This is a genomic window from Psychrobacter sp. KH172YL61 (genome assembly GCF_007182895.1).
GTDB classification, from domain to species: domain Bacteria; phylum Pseudomonadota; class Gammaproteobacteria; order Pseudomonadales; family Moraxellaceae; genus Psychrobacter; species Psychrobacter pacificensis.
The window spans coordinates 904,849-924,093 of sequence record NZ_AP019516.1; the positions used below are offsets into that span (position 1 = coordinate 904,849).

The 19,245-nt window shown below is 45.6% G+C and carries 11 protein-coding genes, 1 pseudogene and 1 CRISPR repeat array; all 12 genes and pseudogenes read right to left on the bottom strand.

The features are described 5' to 3' along the window. Nucleotides 1–91: 91 nt before the first annotated feature. The 12 genes and pseudogenes from PKHYL_RS04780 to cas2 all read right to left on the bottom strand — a co-directional run bounded on the left by PKHYL_RS04780 (nucleotide 92) and on the right by cas2 (nucleotide 19,240). Nucleotides 92–361: a hypothetical protein gene (locus PKHYL_RS04780; RefSeq protein ID WP_240366118.1), complete on the bottom strand. Its 270-nt coding sequence runs from the start codon at nucleotides 359–361 to the stop codon at nucleotides 92–94. Then, nucleotides 319–1,206 (bottom strand): hypothetical protein, encoded by an 888-nt coding sequence (locus PKHYL_RS04785; RefSeq protein ID WP_240366119.1) that lies wholly within the window; start codon nucleotides 1,204–1,206, stop codon nucleotides 319–321. The genes PKHYL_RS04780 and PKHYL_RS04785 overlap by 43 nt, the downstream gene beginning before the upstream one ends. A gap of 298 nt (nucleotides 1,207–1,504) precedes the next feature. Beyond that, entirely contained in the window at nucleotides 1,505–2,713 is a 1,209-nt protein-coding gene (locus tag PKHYL_RS04790; protein WP_240366120.1) for a hypothetical protein, read from the bottom strand. Between the two features lie 127 nt (nucleotides 2,714–2,840). Next, nucleotides 2,841–3,428 carry a hypothetical protein gene (locus PKHYL_RS04795; RefSeq protein ID WP_240366121.1) on the bottom strand — a complete coding sequence of 196 codons (588 nt, stop codon included), beginning with the start codon at nucleotides 3,426–3,428 and terminating at the stop codon, nucleotides 2,841–2,843. Then, the gene (locus PKHYL_RS04800; protein WP_240366122.1) at nucleotides 3,415–3,777 is read right to left on the bottom strand and encodes a hypothetical protein; all 363 of its coding nucleotides are present in this window, start codon (nucleotides 3,775–3,777) and stop codon (nucleotides 3,415–3,417) included. Before PKHYL_RS04800 ends, PKHYL_RS04795 begins: the two co-directional genes overlap by 14 nt. Beyond that, nucleotides 3,740–5,896 carry a hypothetical protein gene (locus PKHYL_RS04805; RefSeq protein ID WP_240366123.1) on the bottom strand — a complete coding sequence of 719 codons (2,157 nt, stop codon included), beginning with the start codon at nucleotides 5,894–5,896 and terminating at the stop codon, nucleotides 3,740–3,742. The genes PKHYL_RS04800 and PKHYL_RS04805 overlap by 38 nt, the downstream gene beginning before the upstream one ends. Next, a complete protein-coding gene (locus tag PKHYL_RS04810) occupies nucleotides 5,893–6,408 on the bottom strand; it encodes a hypothetical protein (RefSeq protein WP_071002011.1) in 516 nt (171 codons plus the stop codon). Before PKHYL_RS04810 ends, PKHYL_RS04805 begins: the two co-directional genes overlap by 4 nt. 373 nt (nucleotides 6,409–6,781) lie before the next feature. Beyond that, nucleotides 6,782–7,207 (bottom strand): LexA family protein, encoded by a 426-nt coding sequence (locus PKHYL_RS04815; protein WP_025645154.1) that lies wholly within the window; start codon nucleotides 7,205–7,207, stop codon nucleotides 6,782–6,784. A 16-nt stretch (nucleotides 7,208–7,223) separates the two neighbouring features. After that, the gene (locus PKHYL_RS17980; RefSeq protein WP_332835927.1) at nucleotides 7,224–7,502 is read right to left on the bottom strand and encodes a DUF4113 domain-containing protein; all 279 of its coding nucleotides are present in this window, start codon (nucleotides 7,500–7,502) and stop codon (nucleotides 7,224–7,226) included. Nucleotides 7,503–7,588: 86 nt separating this feature from the next. Beyond that, a pseudogene (locus PKHYL_RS17985) lies at nucleotides 7,589–7,996 on the bottom strand (DinB/UmuC family translesion DNA polymerase); the annotation flags it as partial. Beyond that, the gene (locus PKHYL_RS04830; RefSeq protein WP_240366126.1) at nucleotides 7,944–8,534 is read right to left on the bottom strand and encodes a Y-family DNA polymerase; all 591 of its coding nucleotides are present in this window, start codon (nucleotides 8,532–8,534) and stop codon (nucleotides 7,944–7,946) included. The pseudogene PKHYL_RS17985 and the gene PKHYL_RS04830, both read right to left, overlap by 53 nt. 359 nt (nucleotides 8,535–8,893) lie before the next feature. Beyond that, nucleotides 8,894–18,692: a CRISPR direct-repeat array (repeat unit 31 nt; unit sequence TTTCAATCCACGCACCCGTGATGGGTGCGAA). A gap of 257 nt (nucleotides 18,693–18,949) precedes the next feature. Then, entirely contained in the window at nucleotides 18,950–19,240 is a 291-nt protein-coding gene (gene cas2 / locus PKHYL_RS04835) for a CRISPR-associated endonuclease Cas2 (RefSeq protein WP_212564314.1), read from the bottom strand. Nucleotides 19,241–19,245: the final 5 nt, after the last annotated feature.

A 19,245-nucleotide genomic window follows, 5' to 3' on the forward strand; every position in this document is an offset into this window, starting at 1 on the left:
ACTATCCAGCAAGCTCATATTTTCCCTTAAACTAGCAAATCTATTTATTCCGATAACCAAGCTCATTTTAAAAGATTTTAATGTAAGAAACTTAACTCAAAATAGATAGCTTTTCATCTGTAATGAGCATCATATGAATAAAAAACCGTAGTAGCGGTGAGTATTGCCATTTGTTCATCTGCTCTCTATGGTCTTGACTAGCAATACCGATATGGAGAGCATTTTTCGACTCATTAGATTGCTGCTTAATGTCTTGATAGTCAGTAGATGACATAGTTTCCATCAACAAATCTTCGTTGCTGCTCATCAGCCAATGTTTCAAAGGCAGCAGTTTCTTACCAATGTCAATGAAACGCTGCAACTCTTTCTCATCTCTTTTCCAAATGGTAGGTATGCTCGGCTACTAGAGAGTTTTTCACGACATATCTCAATAAACCAAGTCCAATCAGTCTCTGATTTTTCTCGTAGACGATAGGCATTACTTAACAAAAACGATAGCAACCTTAAATCACTTTGGTATTGAATGTTCAGTGGACTCAGTACGGAATTCTTTGAATCTGATAGCTTAACAAAGCGAGGTTTGCCGCGTTTGGTAGTGATAGCGGCAACCTCGCTCGCACGTTCTATTAGAACCTTTGCATCGTGAATAGAGATATTTGCTAACTGGGCTGCTTTACTTAAAGGCATCTCTTTATCATAGGTCTGTAGTAGCAGTTGTACTCGGTTTAGACCATAACGACCAAACAGCTCATTAGTGACTGGCGTATTGGTACTCAAGAGGAGTTTCTTATCACAGTTTTCGACCGTAAACTTCGGTGACTTGCGTTTGCCTTCTATAATATTTTTAAATAAAAGTGTACGAATACTAGGTATACTGACGCTACTATTACTAACAGTTGCATTATTCTCCTTAAGCTTTTTGTTCGTAAAACCTGTTACGTTATACAGCGTACGTTCTGGCAATGTTATATCTGCTTTACTAAGCGCATAGGTCGCCATCAGCGTGGCAAAATGGTTGTAATACTCAAAGCTCCGCTCAGGCGATAAGTGTCCCATAATACCTGAGAGAGCATACCAGCGATCCTGTGCATCTGTATGCTCTCCGAGTATGCCTTGTTTGATGCGAATTACGTCACTTTCGTCATAATCGGTAAGGGCTTCTACGAGATCTGAATGGCCTACTAGCGCTAAAGATAGGTTACTCACTGCTGTATGCCTAAACCCATGAAAGGTATGCTCTGCTACATTATCATCTACCGATATGTCTTTTAAAACTCGTTTGAGTAACTGCAACGGAACATGGTCATCAATAGGGCGCTGATCCGATGATAAGGTAAAGATAAATTTGTTTGAACTGTCGCCAATATTACTCTGCACAAAATTAATAAAAAATTTAGCTCATTAGGTTTGAGGAGAGCAAATAAGGGAACGCGGCGAATACTACTTTGAGTCTTAGTTGGACGGTAGCTATTGGGCCTTATTACCACTGATGGTACAGCTGTTTTTAAGCCTTCGATGTCATTATACTTAAGTCCCAACAGCTCTTTTTGCGCATCCCAGTACGATAGACTAAGATAAATAAAAGCGCGAACATCTCCTGCTCCAATATATCTACAGAACTCAGTATCTGCGTAATAATGGCTTGATACGCTTGCAGTGATATCAGCTCCGCACGTACACGCCGACCATTTTTGGACTGCTGGAAGTTCACGGAGGGTAGGTTGTATTTGCTCTTAGCAAAGTTGTGCATACTCTTCAATAAATTGGCAGAGTATCCAATGTCAGTATTGTTTCGTACGACAGCTTTGTATTCTAAGATGTCTTCATAGAGCTCTTCAAACTCTTCCTCTGACCAAATATCAAGCGGCTGAGCCGTTGTGAAATATAACCATTCATAGCCTATGGTTCTAATATATTTCAAAATAGACTCATTGCTAAGCGATTTTGATTCTTTTCGATTGAGTAAATTCAACACCCAATCTAATAAAATTTTTTCACTTAAGTCATCGTATTGCTTATAACGTTTTTGTACTCTTTCAATAAGAGTAGGCGGCTTTTTGCTGGTTTTTTTCTTTTTCTGTTTTTCATCCGTTTTGAAGTCTTTAGTCAGATTCATAATTAAATCAGACTTTCTAACATCTATCTTTTTGGTAGAACTACTACTAGATGACTCGTTTTGATTAACAGAGCTTTTGCTGATAGACAGCGTCAAAATATGTTCTAGATCATACGGCTCCTCTTTATACTGATATTTTTGGTTCAAGAACCGACCAAAGTCTTGCGTACTTAATCCTGCAGTATTATGCATACCTCGCAGCACCCCAACTGAAGCATGGTCGATACTAGCGTCATCGAAATCCTCCCAGTAATAACTGGCGTAATATAAAAACCTTGAAAAGGGAAGTGGTTTAATACCTAAAGGCTTGATCACGTCAGACAAAGCCACGGTCAAGTATCGCTTTATCTTATCTTCTGACAGCTTGGCAATGATATGTTTGATTTCTGCTTGACTGCTGTTTTTATGATAACGCATCAGCCAACACTGACTGACCACATCTACAATGATTTGCTTGGTGTTATAAAGCTTGTCACTACCTTCTTCGCGCTCGTTACCAAAGTGCTTTTGTACAAAACGCGGCGAGACCATTATCCTTTCTTTGATGAATGGCTGATACTCTTTGGTGAGCAATGAGATAAGCCACCCTTGAAGCATTTGTACCTCGTTGATGCCGCCATACACAATTCCTGAGAATATCAGCCAGCCTATAATCTGCTCTTGGCTGTAATTGGTGTTCTGCTCCCAATGATGCTCTACTGCGCGAATGATTTTGACCAGCGCCTTACCGTCTTTTTAACCAAGCTGTATTTGTAATTAGTGGATTGATTTTAGTAGGCTGTGGCGCGATTATCTTAGGATAGTGATGCTCAGCAAGCATATAGTGCTTATTTTGATAGTCAATGAACTTGACGATGATTTGCCAAACATGTTTGAGTGTTCTAGATGACTCGTAAGCTTTTGCTATTTTATTTTCAATGATTGACTGAAACTCATCAAATCCCTCTTGGGACAATGGCTCCAATTGCCTGTAAAGCTCTATCTGAAACTGGCTTAAAGATTGACTCCAAGATAGCCATGACAAATCAAAATAATCGCTAGAGCTTGGCGAAAATGAAAAGATGCGCTCATTGGGCCAAAGCGCTTGTTGGTAGTATTTATTAAAAGACTGTATGAATCCGATACTTCCAGGATGAACCCTTTTCAACGACTCCCATTCGGTTTGTAAGTCGGCGAGTAGCTTTATCTCACGTGTCCTTGCCGTGTCACTGTCTTTGAGTATAGATGGGTAAGGCACGTAGCGCTTTTTTCTACCATCAAACTTTGCTAAGTCATCAATAATTTTTGGCAGCTTTATTTCATTTATTAGCATGATCAACCTCTGCAGTGCTTGTGCCGACATGATTTGAATTAGGATAATGATTGATTGTGATATCTGATAACCCAAGCTGTGCTGCGATCTGTTCAAACACGGACGCTACACGCTTAATATCTGCTTTACTACTTGATGAGAAACGTCCCAATACTTCTTGACGAGCTTTTTCATGACCAATAACTGTGTTAATCAGCGATAAGGAAACGCCAAGATTTTCAAGCTGCGTACGAACAAAGTGGCGTGTCCAATAGGGGTTGGCGTCAATGATGTGTTTGGTCATATGATAAGCATCGCCACGCTTAATGTCTTTAAGAGTAGGGGGAGTTAGCACTAGGAGCTCGTTCATACAACAGCTTTAATAGTGTTTCATCATTACCCAAACGGATATTGTCAATGATAGCGCTGATGTCATGATAACCTTGATGCTTTGCCTGATAATTAATCAAATACGCTCTATAGTCTGTTAGATGGCGTATCAGTGTCGGGCATAGCGGAATGAGACGATCACTTTTGACCTTCTTAACAGGCTTGTCATTGATGAGCAGCCAACCCATATCAAGATCAATATCGTACATTCTGCCAAGACCGTTGTTTGGTCGCACGCCGGTTAAAAGGCAAAAGACAAACCATACAAAAATACTGGTTCTGTTAAAGTGCTCCTCATCGTTTGAACTTTGATCGGTCCAGTACTTCATCTCATTTATGATGTCGCAAACTGTTTCAATCTTCAACGCAAACCCTGACCCCACCGTATATTTATGCCAGGCGGAGATATAAGTCAGGTCAAAATTACTATTGCTATTAAATATGTTCAGTGCTGATTTATAGTGAGCCATAAGTGCTTCGCTAGTGTGGCTACTATAGTACATCGCAGGAGCATGGGACGCAGGCGTGCGACAGATGATATCGGCGATATGCGCATGGCAATTAGGTGTATAACGAGAGAGCACGACATGTAGTGCGGTCTCTATACGATTGACGGACAGGTACGGCAATCCAAGGCTGCTACGCAAGGCGGCAAGATAAGCCGTAAAATCTTCTTTTGACGGCAACTCGCAAGCAAGTAAATCATCTATAAGCCATGATGGTAGTGGAACTTTGATGGTATCAGAAGTATTTTCATAATCCTTTTCGGGCAATGTTTGGCTTGTCGATCTTTTAGTAATACCTAAACTGTGTTCAATGTAGTATTTTTTACCTTTGATTTTGAAAATATTAGGATGACCGATATAGCCGGGTATTAGTAAGGATTTAACTGGCAACCCAGTAATCATAGATAACAATAAAATACCAGCACAGGTTTTATCAGTCTCTGTTTCTGGTAAGGTGCTTGCATCTTGGTTGAGCGCAGCAAATAACGCTTGGTAGCCGGCAAGGGAGAGTAAGCGCGTGTTAGAGTTAAGCGCGAGATTGCGCTGAGACATATAGTTTTGCTGTAGCGATAAATCTATAGTTTGGAGCGGTATAGAGTATTTGATTAACGGGTTTGGATATTCGCCATAGCTGACATAGGGTGCCTCATGGTGATCAATACGCTCTTCAAAGCTAGTAGTTAGATCTTCATAGGTTTCTGTATTAGGGTCTAAAAATGCAAGATCTATGGCGATAGCACTGTGTTCTATATCGTCACGTGTGCTACCCCATGCATCATTGCTGGACGTAGTATTCCAGTTATGCCTAGTTGCAGTGGTGTCTACAGGATATTTTGATGTGTTATCTGCTAGGTTGATAGCTTTAACTTTAATGTTCTTAGGTAGCTTTTTACGCTTAGGTTTTGGCTTCTGTGGCACGTGCGCGTGTTGATAGGCAGTCGTTATTTTCTCTATTTGGCTCAGTTTATCTTTTGCCACTTTCTTTTCTTCGGCATGAGTAGCTTGCTTATCATTTAACAATTCATATGCACTTTTTTGCTGCTCTAATAGATCAGTGAAAATGGTGAGTATGCTTTCCAAACTCATGGTCATTTGAGGTAAATCAGGTAGTTCACGCCAAATCCATGTTCGTCTAGAAGATCTTGAAAACTGCGCCTGTTTAAATTGCATCAGTATATTTTTGGTGTGTTGTTTTGTACTATGCTGCATCAGTATCACACTGGTGTGCATTGCTATGGCTAGCCAAATTAACCGTTTCTGTAGGTAGTCATGCTGATGTTCATTGATAGAATGTTGCATGAGAATAAGCAATTGCATGATGAGTGGTTTTTTTGCTAATTCTGATCTACTAATAGTCATAGAAAGCCGAGGAACTGGCCTTCTTTGTAATACCTGTAATATTAATCTTAGTAGATTTTGGGGATTATCATCTGGCTGGCTATAGCTATTGTGTACTGCTAAAGTGATCTCAGATATGGCAGTCGATACTGCTTCTGGATATATAAAATTCTGGTCATTATCAATTTTTTTAATGATTTCTGTTAATGCTGGCGTATCAAGCCATTCTAGCTCTTCATGAGCATTCTCAGTCATAAAACACCCTCAGAAGGTCGCTTGTAATAGGTTTGCTCACTTATATTTATAAGCCGACAAAATGTAGTAATAGCAAAAATATTTTTGCCAAATAATTTTTGGTTTATCTCTTGATCCAAGATCTCGTTTAGCTGCGTGTAAATGAGCTTGATATCTATTTCTTTATTGTATTTTGCGATGAGATCAATAAGCTCGTAAAAACTGATGTCGAAATTAAACTGATCTTTTGGGATATATCTCACAGACACTTTTTGTCCGAGTACATTAAAATCAACATCAGGACTTTTGATCAAGTGAAAAAGCTCAAAATTATTGACTAAAAACCATCTTTTGTCTTCTTTGATAAATAATGTGGTTTTAGTCCAAGCAGCGCTATGCTTAAGTTTAAAGGCTTCACTAATGAAGGGTCTGATATGACAGGTATAAAGATTATATAGTTCAAGAACGCCTTCAAATATGAGCACAGGAGTTGTCTGCAGCTTGGCAACTGTTAATGATTTTGATGGATTCATAAACACTCCACTAAGATAATGATCTAATGTGGTCGATATGCTTCATTTATTGACCTCTACTCTTATCTTACTATTACTTGCTATCAATTAGATCCCACCTCGTCAACTAGACGACAATACGTGACGCATCATTTTACTTTTAGAGTTACTTATAGAAGAGCAATGATAATTTGCTCTGAAGCGCTTTAGAAATGAGCTAGAGTTAGCAAGCACGTGGATAGGGTAGACAGAGTGGAATTCTAGGACAACGGCTTACGGATCTTAGATAGAGATTTACCAGTGTGCTGCTTAAATATTAGGATCAAGAGCTTATATGACATGGATGCAGATTGATATCTGATCTTAGGACATAAAAAGAATTTTTTATTATTTCTCACCTCTTAAACCGCCTAACACTACTCACCACCACCCCAAACAGCTCAAGCGAGCCTTTCACCACGATATCTGCATAGTTCTCATTGTGAGCTCGTAAGATAATATGCTCACCGAGTATCAGCTGCTTGGCGGTAAAGCCGTCATCGACTAGTGCAATCACGATATCTTTATTCCTAGCGCTTAATGAGCGATCTACAATCAAGATATCATTGGGGTAGATACCCATATCGATCATGCTATCGCCTTCGACTTCTACCAAGTAGGTTGTCGTTGGACTGTGAATAAGCAGTGTGTTTAGATCAATGCGGTTTTGCACATAGTCCGTCGCTGGGCTTGGAAAGCCTGCTTTGACTCTATCGCTATAAAGCGAGAGCAATACCGTCTCACCTTCATCGGTGAGCCTTCCTATTATCTTAACCGTCATTGAGTCCACCTCTGGTTTAATCTACTTTGGGTATTTGGTTAATATTCGTGGTATAGCAAGGCGATAGCATATCCCGGCTCATTTGCCATGACTGCTTGTCTTTGATGCCTTCGCTTGCGATAAACACAGCAGACTGCTGATTACTGTTTTGACCATATCTTTTATTAAGCTGATCCATAACGGCAATAACCTCTGCGCTCTTTGAGGTACTTTGTTGGTTGGTTTGATTGTCGCTACTATCGTCTGCAAACAAGTCAGGCTGTACCTCATCATGCGGGCAGATATCAAAGAGCATAACGCCTGCTTTAGCGTAGCGAACATCTTTTTAAATATTTGCGTCAGTATTTGCCGAGCAGCGGCTACCATCACTCTAGTATCAGCGGTTGGGGTTATAAACTGACATTGTCCGGATATAGAGGTATAACTCTCTGTTTGACTAAACGAGCTATTCTTAGCAAAGACGCTTAAGTAATGACAAACACTGTCTTGTTTGCGCAGCTTGCTTGCCGCTTTTGCCGCATGACTACAGACCGCTTGGCTCAGCTCATCAGGGCAAGTAATACGAGAGGAGAAAGAACGAGAAGAGATGATCTGCTTCTTAGCCTCTACCGCCTCAATACCAAGACAGCTTTGACCATTAAGCTCTAAGCAGGTGCGCTCGAGTACCACCCCGAAGTGCTGCCTTATTTTCGCAGGCTCACAGACGGCGAGCTGATAGACCGTATGAATACCCATCTTATTGAGTCTGACCTTGTAACGACGACCCACGCCCCATACCCTCACCGACATCGGTGATCTGCATGATACGTCTGATCCATCGAAGATTATCTAGCACGCAGACGCCTTTAGTAGCGGGGTGCTTTTTAGCAGCATAATTGGCAAGCTTTGCCATGGTCTTAGTACTGCCCATACCCACACATACTGGAATGCCGGTGTACTGCTCAACGATGCTTTTGAGCTTACGCCCATAGCTATCAAGATCAGTCATCGCAGTAGGATAATCGGCTAAGTATAAAAAGGCTTCATCTATAGAATAGACTTCAACGGTAGGACACAGTTTCTCGAGGGTGCTCATGACTCTGTGAGACATATCAGCATATAAAGTGTAGTTTGAACTAAAGACGGTAACGTCGTTCTTCTCGCAGAACTCTTTAACCTGAAAGTACGGCACACCCATCTTGATACCGAGCTGTTTTGCCTCACTGGAGCGAGCGACCACGCAGCCATCATTGTTAGACAGTACGACCACTGCCTTACCTCTTAGATCAGGGCGAAAGAGCTTCTCACAGTTGGCATAGAAGCTATTGCAATCAACAAGCGCATACATGGCTGTCTCAGTAGATGGATGGCATAAAGAAAGGCATATCCAATCACGAGTATTTACGTGATTAGAGATGCCTTTGATTGTAGAGACAGCGTGCTTGAAAATTCAAGAGCGAATAAAGGGTAGACGACGATGGTTGTCGTGAGGGTTTAAGGAGACATAGTAGTTTCAATCCACGCACCCGTGATGGGTGCGACGTCGATCACATCCCTACCGCATCGCGGCAACCAGGTTTTCAATCCACGCACCCGTGATGGGTGCGAAACGCAAAGATGATTAATAAAGGCTTGGCGTTAGTTTCAATCCACGCACCCGTAATGGTGCGAACAGCTCACCAGTACGGGTCGCGGCGAATATGGCGTTTTCAATCCACGCACCCGTGATGGGTGCGAAATTCTTAGATTCATTACCGTTCGTCATTATGATGTTTTCAATCCACGCACCCGTGATGGGTGCGAAGATGTTTCCTGCGATAGCGACTGCATGGTTGTGTTTTCAATCCACGCACCCGTGATGGGTGCGAATAGGTAGTGAATTAGATTCACCATCTAATGGTGTTTTCAATCCACGCACCCGTGATGGGTGCGAATACGTACAACCGTGCAACACGCAGCAATGCAGGGTTTTCAATCCACGCACCCGTGATGGGTGCGAACATCCGCTTACCTTTCACAAAATGCGGATTAGTGTTTCAATCCACGCACCCGTGATGGGTGCGAAAGTTTTGGTAGTCCAGACTATCGCTATACTGAGTTTTCAATCCACGCACCCGTGATGGGTGCGAACATCCGCTTACCTTTCACAAAATGCGGATTAGTGTTTTCAATCCACGCACCCGTGATGGGTGCGAAACCTTCCAGTAGTCGGGCATTTCTACTTCTGGTTTTCAATCCACGCACCCGTGATGGTGCGAATTGGACGAGCGCTATTACGGCCTACAACTTGCCAGCGTTTTCAATCCACGCACCCGTGATGGGTGCGAACATAATCATTAACCAGTAGCGGCGCGGCTCATCGTTTCAATCCACGCACCCGTGATGGGTGCGAACTTAACTGGTACTTCGTAAGTTTTACCACCTGCGTTTTCAATCCACGCACCCGTGATGGGTGCGAAGTCTATCAGTGCTGATTGTCTAAAACTTTCGTGTTTTCAATCCACGCACCCGTGATGGGTGCGAACAGCCGTCAGCTAAAACGATTGCTGAAACTGGCGTTTCAATCCACGCACCCGTGATGGGTGCGAAACTGGTCAATGTACCAGCCAAAGACGCACTTAGTTTCAATCCACGCACCCGTGATGGGTGCGAATTAATTGTGGACGGCTTAACAGTTGAAACCACTGTTTCAATCCACGCACCCGTGATGGGTGCGAACAAAAGAAATGGACGCTATTCGCGCGAGCTTAAGTTTCAATCCACGCACCCGTGATGGGTGCGAATAAAGTCTTTAAATGGGTTAAAACGGCGTTCTAATGTTTTCAATCCACGCACCCGTGATGGGTGCGAACCCTCAGTAGTTGGTAGCTCAGGCGTACTAGCAGTTTTCAATCCACGCACCCGTGATGGGTGCGAATTGATTGTTTAATGACTCTCTATTTTTAGCGAGTTTTCAATCCACGCACCCGTGATGGGTGCGAATTTTTGTGCGTGGAGGGAGTGGTGTCCGCTGTTTCAATCCACGCACCCGTGATGGGTGCGAAGATGACAGCTACGGATTGCATATCAAAGAGTGGGTTTCAATCCACGCACCCGTGATGGGTGCGAAGTTAATCACAACTGGAGACACCCTATGACCTGGGTTTCAATCCACGCACCCGTGATGGGTGCGAATTAATCATACTATCGCCCTCTATCACGACCCAGTTTTCAATCCACGCACCCGTGATGGGTGCGAATCAGCATATTTTACAAGCGTACCACTAAAAAATGTTTTCAATCCACGCACCCGTGATGGGTGCGAAGTGTCTACGTTGAATGACTTAATTATTCTTTGTTGTTTTCAATCCACGCACCCGTGATGGGTGCGAATCGTTAAGCCATTCAATGTCATCTTCATGCCATGTTTTCAATCCACGCACCCGTGATGGGTGCGAAGCCCTACGCGAGCAAGGTATTTCACTCAATCCGCGTTTTCAATCCACGCACCCGTGATGGGTGCGAATCGTTAAGCCATTCAATGTCATCTTCATGCCATGTTTTCAATCCACGCACCCGTGATGGGTGCGAAGGCGCAGATAGTCATAGTGTATACGCTAATAATATAGTTTCAATCCACGCACCCGTGATGGGTGCGAATCAGCTCGGTCATTTGCGTATGTGTCGCTAGATGTTTTCAATCCACGCACCCGTGATGGGTGCGAAGTCCCACCAGCGTATATTGAACGCTAATAAAATAGTTTCAATCCACGCACCCGTGATGGTGCGAATAAACACGCCCCTTAATTGGGGCTTTTTTGGGGTTTTCAATCCACGCACCCGTGATGGGTGCGAATGCGTCTACGGGTTGTGTGGCGGGGTGCTGATTGTTTCAATCCACGCACCCGTGATGGGTGCGAACAGGTTTTTCCCGTAGCTCGTTGCAAGCATGGGTTTCAATCCACGCACCCGTGATGGGTGCGAACCGAGACTCGTGATGCTATCAGCGCAGCATTAGTTTTCAATCCACGCACCCGTGATGGGTGCGAAAGATTAGATAACAATAGCCCTATTGATATAGAAGCATTAGTTTTCAATCCACGCACCCGTGATGGGTGCGAATAACAAATAACGCTTGCTTAGCTTTTTATGTTGTTTTCAATCCACGCACCCGTGATGGGTGCGAATGGTTCGGTAGAGCGTGACTGTTCGGTATGGCAGGTTTTCAATCCACGCACCCGTGATGGGTGCGAACCTATCGCGCTCAACAGTTGGCCGCATTTAGTGTTTTCAATCCACGCACCCGTGATGGGTGCGAAGCCAATATTAGCATCATAATTTACTGACAAAATGTTTTCAATCCACGCACCCGTGATGGGTGCGAAAAAGATATCATATGACCATAGCCGTTATAAGTGTTTTCAATCCACGCACCCGTGATGGGTGCGAATATCCATGAGCAATACAAATCAAGCAAACAAAAGTTTCAATCCACGCACCCGTGATGGGTGCGAACAATCGCTCTGGCACTACTGGCACAAGCCAGCAAAGTTTTCAATCCACGCACCCGTGATGGGTGCGAAAAGCGATTGCGCTAGGACGGCAACTAGGCAAAGTTTCAATCCACGCACCCGTGATGGGTGCGAAACAATGTAATCTTGCGACGTCGTTACTAAAAAAAGGTTTTCAATCCACGCACCCGTGATGGGTGCGAAGAATGCCAGTTCTCTTGATTCCCTAGCAATAACGTTTTCAATCCACGCACCCGTGATGGGTGCGAACGAGGCAAAGACCTCAGCAGGTACATCAGCAGGTTTTCAATCCACGCACCCGTGATGGGTGCGAATAATAGTCGCCTTGACAAAAACCACTAAAAGAGTTTCAATCCACGCACCCGTGATGGGTGCGAATTGGCTTGCTTATCCGTCTGTGCGTCTATGTTGTTTTCAATCCACGCACCCGTGATGGGTGCGAAGTACCTGTCAAACTATTTATCAATCTTTATTGTTTCAATCCACGCACCCGTGATGGGTGCGAACGCCGTTTAATGATGTATATGTCGCACTTAGTAAGTTTTCAATCCACGCACCCGTGATGGGTGCGAACTTTAGTCACGCTGCGATAAAAAGCATGGCCTGTTTTCAATCCACGCACCCGTGATGGGTGCGAAAAGTACATCCGCGACAACAACGAAGCGGCACTCGTTTCAATCCACGCACCCGTGATGGGTGCGAAACCATGTAATCGGCACAGCTAAAAACGTGCGAGCTGTTTTCAATCCACGCACCCGTGATGGGTGCGAATATTAGCGAGCATGGCACACGCGGCGAGTGTTGGTTTCAATCCACGCACCCGTGATGGGTGCGAATTAGCATAGTTTGTCTCTTAGCCTACGACATCGTTTCAATCCACGCACCCGTGATGGGTGCGAACAGCACCCACGGGGCAATCAACTAAACGCTGAGTTTTCAATCCACGCACCCGTGATGGGTGCGAATGCACGTTGATGCATAAAGAAGGACATAGCATAGTTTTCAATCCACGCACCCGTGATGGGTGCGAAACGGTCTTTTGTTGTAGATGTTTTTCACGCGTTTCAATCCACGCACCCGTGATGGGTGCGAAGAGCGAGTGCCGTTGTTTTTGGCACTGCTCGATGTTTTCAATCCACGCACCCGTGATGGGTGCGAAAGTGTAATAACGACAAATCGAGCATGACACTAGTTTCAATCCACGCACCCGTGATGGGTGCGAAGACGACAAAGGCGCTTACAAAGCCTATGCGACAGTTTCAATCCACGCACCCGTGATGGGTGCGAATTGAATGATCGCTATTTACGTGATGAGCAGTTAGTTTCAATCCACGCACCCGTGATGGGTGCGAATAATAACGGTTATCATGGCTGAGGTATCAATTAGTTTTCAATCCACGCACCCGTGATGGGTGCGAAAAAAAGAGGGCTTTGTCATTAACCGTATCGGCGTTTCAATCCACGCACCCGTGATGGGTGCGAAGCCAATCTTGTAGAAAATGACCATCCGTGGAACGTTTTCAATCCACGCACCCGTGATGGGTGCGAAACCGTGAAGCCGCTATTGAAGCAGGCTACAGTGTTTTCAATCCACGCACCCGTGATGGGTGCGAACACGATGACGATGATGACCGAACCGTGCCAAAGGTTTTCAATCCACGCACCCGTGATGGGTGCGAAGCTTCTGATTAGGTAGTTTTCTGTGTTTGTAGGTTTCAATCCACGCACCCGTGATGGGTGCGAATCTTGGCAAAAGCATTATCCAGAAGTCTGCAAAGTTTCAATCCACGCACCCGTGATGGGTGCGAAGTTAGAGATAACTATATGGTTCATTCGTCTGTGTTTTCAATCCACGCACCCGTGATGGGTGCGAAGATAGCTACCGTATCGCTGCAATGTCAATCAAGTTTTCAATCCACGCACCCGTGATGGGTGCGAACAATAGTCGGCGCCATACTATTGCCTTGCGCGTGAGTTTTCAATCCACGCACCCGTGATGGGTGCGAAGACTGCTTCGTAAAATTAACAGCCTTATCCATGTTTTCAATCCACGCACCCGTGATGGGTGCGAATACGTTTATGTTGTTATCAAAAGCAGGGCGCAGTTTCAATCCACGCACCCGTGATGGGTGCGAAATACTCACTAAAACTGTCCTCGTAGATTGAGTGTTTTCAATCCACGCACCCGTGATGGGTGCGAATGGTTTTGGTCTTGGCTTGCTATCCTCATCGTAGTTTCAATCCACGCACCCGTGATGGGTGCGAATACTGTGGTTATATCGAGTCGCTCATTGTGCAAGTTTCAATCCACGCACCCGTGATGGGTGCGAAGGCTACCACGGCTTGCGTATTGAGCTTAAAGATGTTTTCAATCCACGCACCCGTGATGGGTGCGAAAGCTTGGCATCAAATCGCATAGATACCTTGTTGTTTTCAATCCACGCACCCGTGATGGGTGCGAAGTTACTGGCTGTGTCTGTGCGTCCTAGTGCCAAGTTTTCAATCCACGCACCCGTGATGGGTGCGAACGATTGTTTGCAGCCAAACATTGAAAGCATAGAGTTTTCAATCCACGCACCCGTGATGGGTGCGAAGCTATATTGGTGATACGCTTATGCTATCGCAGCGTTTTCAATCCACGCACCCGTGATGGGTGCGAACGGCTTTTCGGCTGCGGCTGCACTCCAAAATTCCGTTTCAATCCACGCACCCGTGATGGGTGCGAATGCTATTGGTAAATTTGCAAAGTCAAGAGATATGTTTTCAATCCACGCACCCGTGATGGGTGCGAAGCTGTTGCCACTGTCCGGTAAAATACTATCTAAGTTTCAATCCACGCACCCGTGATGGGTGCGAATAGAGCCAGTCATCATCTAGGAGATACACCATGTTTTCAATCCACGCACCCGTGATGGGTGCGAACAGCCTGAGAGTCGTAAGCGGTCGCTGGCGCAGTTTTCAATCCACGCACCCGTGATGGGTGCGAACGCTTTAAATGCGTAATCAATAATCACCCAAAAGTTTCAATCCACGCACCCGTGATGGGTGCGAATTGGTCTCTGTAGGTGTCGTTATCTCGGGCATTGTTTTCAATCCACGCACCCGTGATGGGTGCGAAAAGCTCGCAAGGTCGGAACAAGGCGAGTATCGAGTTTTCAATCCACGCACCCGTGATGGGTGCGAAGACATTGCGGTCGAGCATAAGCCTGTTCGCGGCGTTTTCAATCCACGCACCCGTGATGGGTGCGAATATTCTCAATGCGACCTGCATAGACAGATAGCTGTTTCAATCCACGCACCCGTGATGGGTGCGAACACAGGCGGCTGATGAATGGGGCGATGCTAAGGTTTCAATCCACGCACCCGTGATGGGTGCGAATGTGGGCGATAGCACCTCTATCTGGTTCATCAAGTTTCAATCCACGCACCCGTGATGGGTGCGAAAACAGGGCATGAATTGACACCAGAGCAAGGCTGGTTTCAATCCACGCACCCGTGATGGGTGCGAATTGCTGCTTGTGCGCTGCATTGCAGTAATCAAAGTTTCAATCCACGCACCCGTGATGGGTGCGAAGCAAGGGCTTTAGAGACTGGCAGCAGGAGCGCAGTTTCAATCCACGCACCCGTGATGGGTGCGAATAGTGTCTTTAAATAAAACACCATCATAAGCTGAGTTTCAATCCACGCACCCGTGATGGGTGCGAAATTTGCAATTAATCATAATTAGCTCCTTAGAATGGTTTTCAATCCACGCACCCGTGATGGGTGCGAAGAGGCGTATTAAATAGTTTGCTTCTTTCGCTGCGTTTTCAATCCACGCACCCGTGATGGGTGCGAAGTAGATAAAGGCGGACGGCCTACAATCTATAGTGTTTTCAATCCACGCACCCGTGATGGGTGCGAATGCAAGTTGTTTTTTGGCGTACCGATACTTTGTGTTTTCAATCCACGCACCCGTGATGGGTGCGAAAGGGGTGACGTCAGTGCCAGCTACGTTGGATAATTGTGTTTTCAATCCACGCACCCGTGATGGGTGCGAACAGTGACGGTGTTGTTTGGACGTTCACCTGCCGAGTTTTCAATCCACGCACCCGTGATGGGTGCGAAGTGACAACATTAGATGATATGCTTACTAATGTAGTTTTCAATCCACGCACCCGTGATGGGTGCGAAGCAATACTATCAATGCTTATACTTTCATCTATTGTTTTCAATCCACGCACCCGTGATGGGTGCGAAGATAGGTTTACTAGCATAGCTAACGCAGTGGAAAGTTTCAATCCACGCACCCGTGATGGGTGCGAAGGATGTTTGAAGGCTTAAGTCAGGCAGACAGGACGGTTTTCAATCCACGCACCCGTGATGGGTGCGAAATGGCACAGAGAGAACGAGCCTATCTATTACAACGTTTTCAATCCACGCACCCGTGATGGGTGCGAAAAAGTCTGAATACACGACTGGATTTGCAAGTGTGTTTTCAATCCACGCACCCGTGATGGGTGCGAACACAGAGCCACTGCTGGCAAACGGACGTATAGATGTTTTCAATCCACGCACCCGTGATGGGTGCGAAGGCGGCATAACACGAGTATAGCCATCAAAAGTCGTTTTCAATCCACGCACCCGTGATGGGTGCGAATTATGGTTGTTTTGCTGACTAGGCAATGCAGGCCGTTTCAATCCACGCACCCGTGATGGGTGCGAACGACTGACCATGCCATAATCGATTGACTCGCATGTTTTCAATCCACGCACCCGTGATGGGTGCGAAGCTTTGCAATCCTCGCTTGTGACCGTCTATGTCGTTTTCAATCCACGCACCCGTGATGGGTGCGAATCATCTGCTCATCAGTCATACCCCTAGTCACTGAGTTTCAATCCACGCACCCGTGATGGGTGCGAAACAGATGCTAAAGGGTCGTGGAAAACAGACATAGTTTCAATCCACGCACCCGTGATGGTGCGAACCACGGCTGGCGCATTTAGAGTGGGAGCATAGAGTTTCAATCCACGCACCCGTGATGGGTGCGAAGATATTTGAGCCGATATATGAGGATAGTTTTAGCGTTTCAATCCACGCACCCGTGATGGGTGCGAAACGCACCAAGCATTGCCCAAATAGTGATAAAAGTTTCAATCCACGCACCCGTGATGGGTGCGAACAGGTTACAGCGAAAAGACCGCTCAACAGATGGTTTTCAATCCACGCACCCGTGATGGGTGCGAAGTATGTTTAAGGATACGGTCAACCATGTGTCGGTTTCAATCCACGCACCCGTGATGGGTGCGAAACGCACCAAGCATTGCCCAAATAGTGATAAAAGTTTCAATCCACGCACCCGTGATGGGTGCGAAGCGCATTGCATGAGTATGTGATTACCGAGCCAAGTTTCAATCCACGCACCCGTGATGGGTGCGAAGCACTCTTGCAATTACCTGATTTGCCGTCCTTGCGTTTCAATCCACGCACCCGTGATGGGTGCGAATTTGCTAGGGCGATTGCTATATCCAAACTTGACGTTTCAATCCACGCACCCGTGATGGGTGCGAACAGCACCTGACCATCTTCAATAGTTGGTGACATAGTTTCAATCCACGCACCCGTGATGGGTGCGAACGGTGATGATGGTGTTTGCCGACAATATGGTTGAGTTTCAATCCACGCACCCGTGATGGGTGCGAATTGACAAAAGCCGCACATAGACCGCCCGCTGTTGTTTTCAATCCACGCACCCGTGATGGGTGCGAAGTCAGGTATTGCAGGACGTTTACGACGGTAAAGAGTTTTCAATCCACGCACCCGTGATGGGTGCGAACACAGTGGGACGGTGACATTGGCAGACAATTCGTTTCAATCCACGCACCCGTGATGGGTGCGAAAAAGTTGTCTAGTTTTGTGATTTTCATTCAAAGTTTCAATCCACGCACCCGTGATGGGTGCGAATCCTTGTAAGCTCCTATGCTTGCTTAGTTGTTGTTTTCAATCCACGCACCCGTGATGGGTGCGAAGAGGCGTATTAAATAGTTTGCTTCTTTCGCTGGTTTCAATCCACGCACCCGTGATGGGTGCGAATAGATGGTTTTGCAATGCTACGAGTAAGAGACATGTTTTCAATCCACGCACCCGTGATGGGTGCGAAATGCGTCAAGGCTAGATGATGATGCAACGAAAGTTTCAATCCACGCACCCGTGATGGGTGCGAAAACTACGCGCCCGTTCTCGTCAACCTCAACCGTGTTTTCAATCCACGCACCCGTGATGGGTGCGAAAGAAGCTATTGAAAAAGCACAGCAAAAACGATCAGTTTCAATCCACGCACCCGTGATGGGTGCGAACATCTGCTCATCAGTCATACCCCTAGTCACTGGTTTCAATCCACGCACCCGTGATGGGTGCGAACATCTGCCTCATCAGTCATACCCCTAGTCACTGGTTTCAATCCACGCACCCGTGATGGGTGCGAACACTTGGCTTTACTCGTTTGTCATTGACCCACTGTTTCAATCCACGCACCCGTGATGGGTGCGAACCTGGTCATGTTGGGGTTCTAACTCAGGTATCACGTTTCAATCCACGCACCCGTGATGGGTGCGAATGCTGCAATGCCGCGATGGGCGCGCTGAGCTGCTGTTTTCAATCCACGCACCCGTGATGGGTGCGAAATCAGACAGCCGTTGACCGAGCTAGAACAACGAGAGTTTCAATCCACGCACCCGTGATGGTGCGAAAACTGCAAACAAGCGTATGTGTTGCCGTTTTTAAGTTTCAATCCACGCACCCGTGATGGGTGCGAAGTAGATGGTTTTGCAATGCTACGAGTAAGAGACATGTTTTCAATCCACGCACCCGTGATGGGTGCGAAGCCGCCTGGTGGCTCAAAAACCGAGATGGCGATGTTTTCAATCCACGCACCCGTGATGGGTGCGAACCAACCGTCAGCTAAAACGATTGCTGAGACTGGCGTTTCAATCCACGCACCCGTGATGGGTGCGAAAGCCCCTAGTTTAAGTCGCTAATAAGGTTAAGGAAAAACCTTGGAATATGCGAACGTCTAAACCATGAGCGAATTTGGCAAACATCTTGCTTACCAAGTTTTTAATGTGAGAAAATAAAGATAGTGAAATCAAGTTGTTAAATAGCATTGCGATCCCTTTGCGAGTCTCCTAGAGATTTTATGTACACTATAGGTTCGCATCGACCTTATGACAGTCAAATAGTAGGTTTAAAAGTGATTATTTATAATGATAGCGGCTAAAACAGCAATACATCGTTTAAGTCTAGCACAGGTTTTGCTCCTACGTGCTCTACTTTACTTTGCCAGTTTTTACCAAGATAGTAATAGCGCAAACTATCAACGCTATGATCGATAATATCTTCAAGCTTGGCTCTAAGCATTGCCCACTCAGCTGGATTGACCTCAATTTCAAATACTGAGTATTGTACCCGTTGCCCATAGTTCAAACAATGCTTAGCAATGTGGCGCAGACGTTTGGCACTCGATGCACCCTCTGAGCTGATATCGTAAGTGACCAATACCATCATAATAA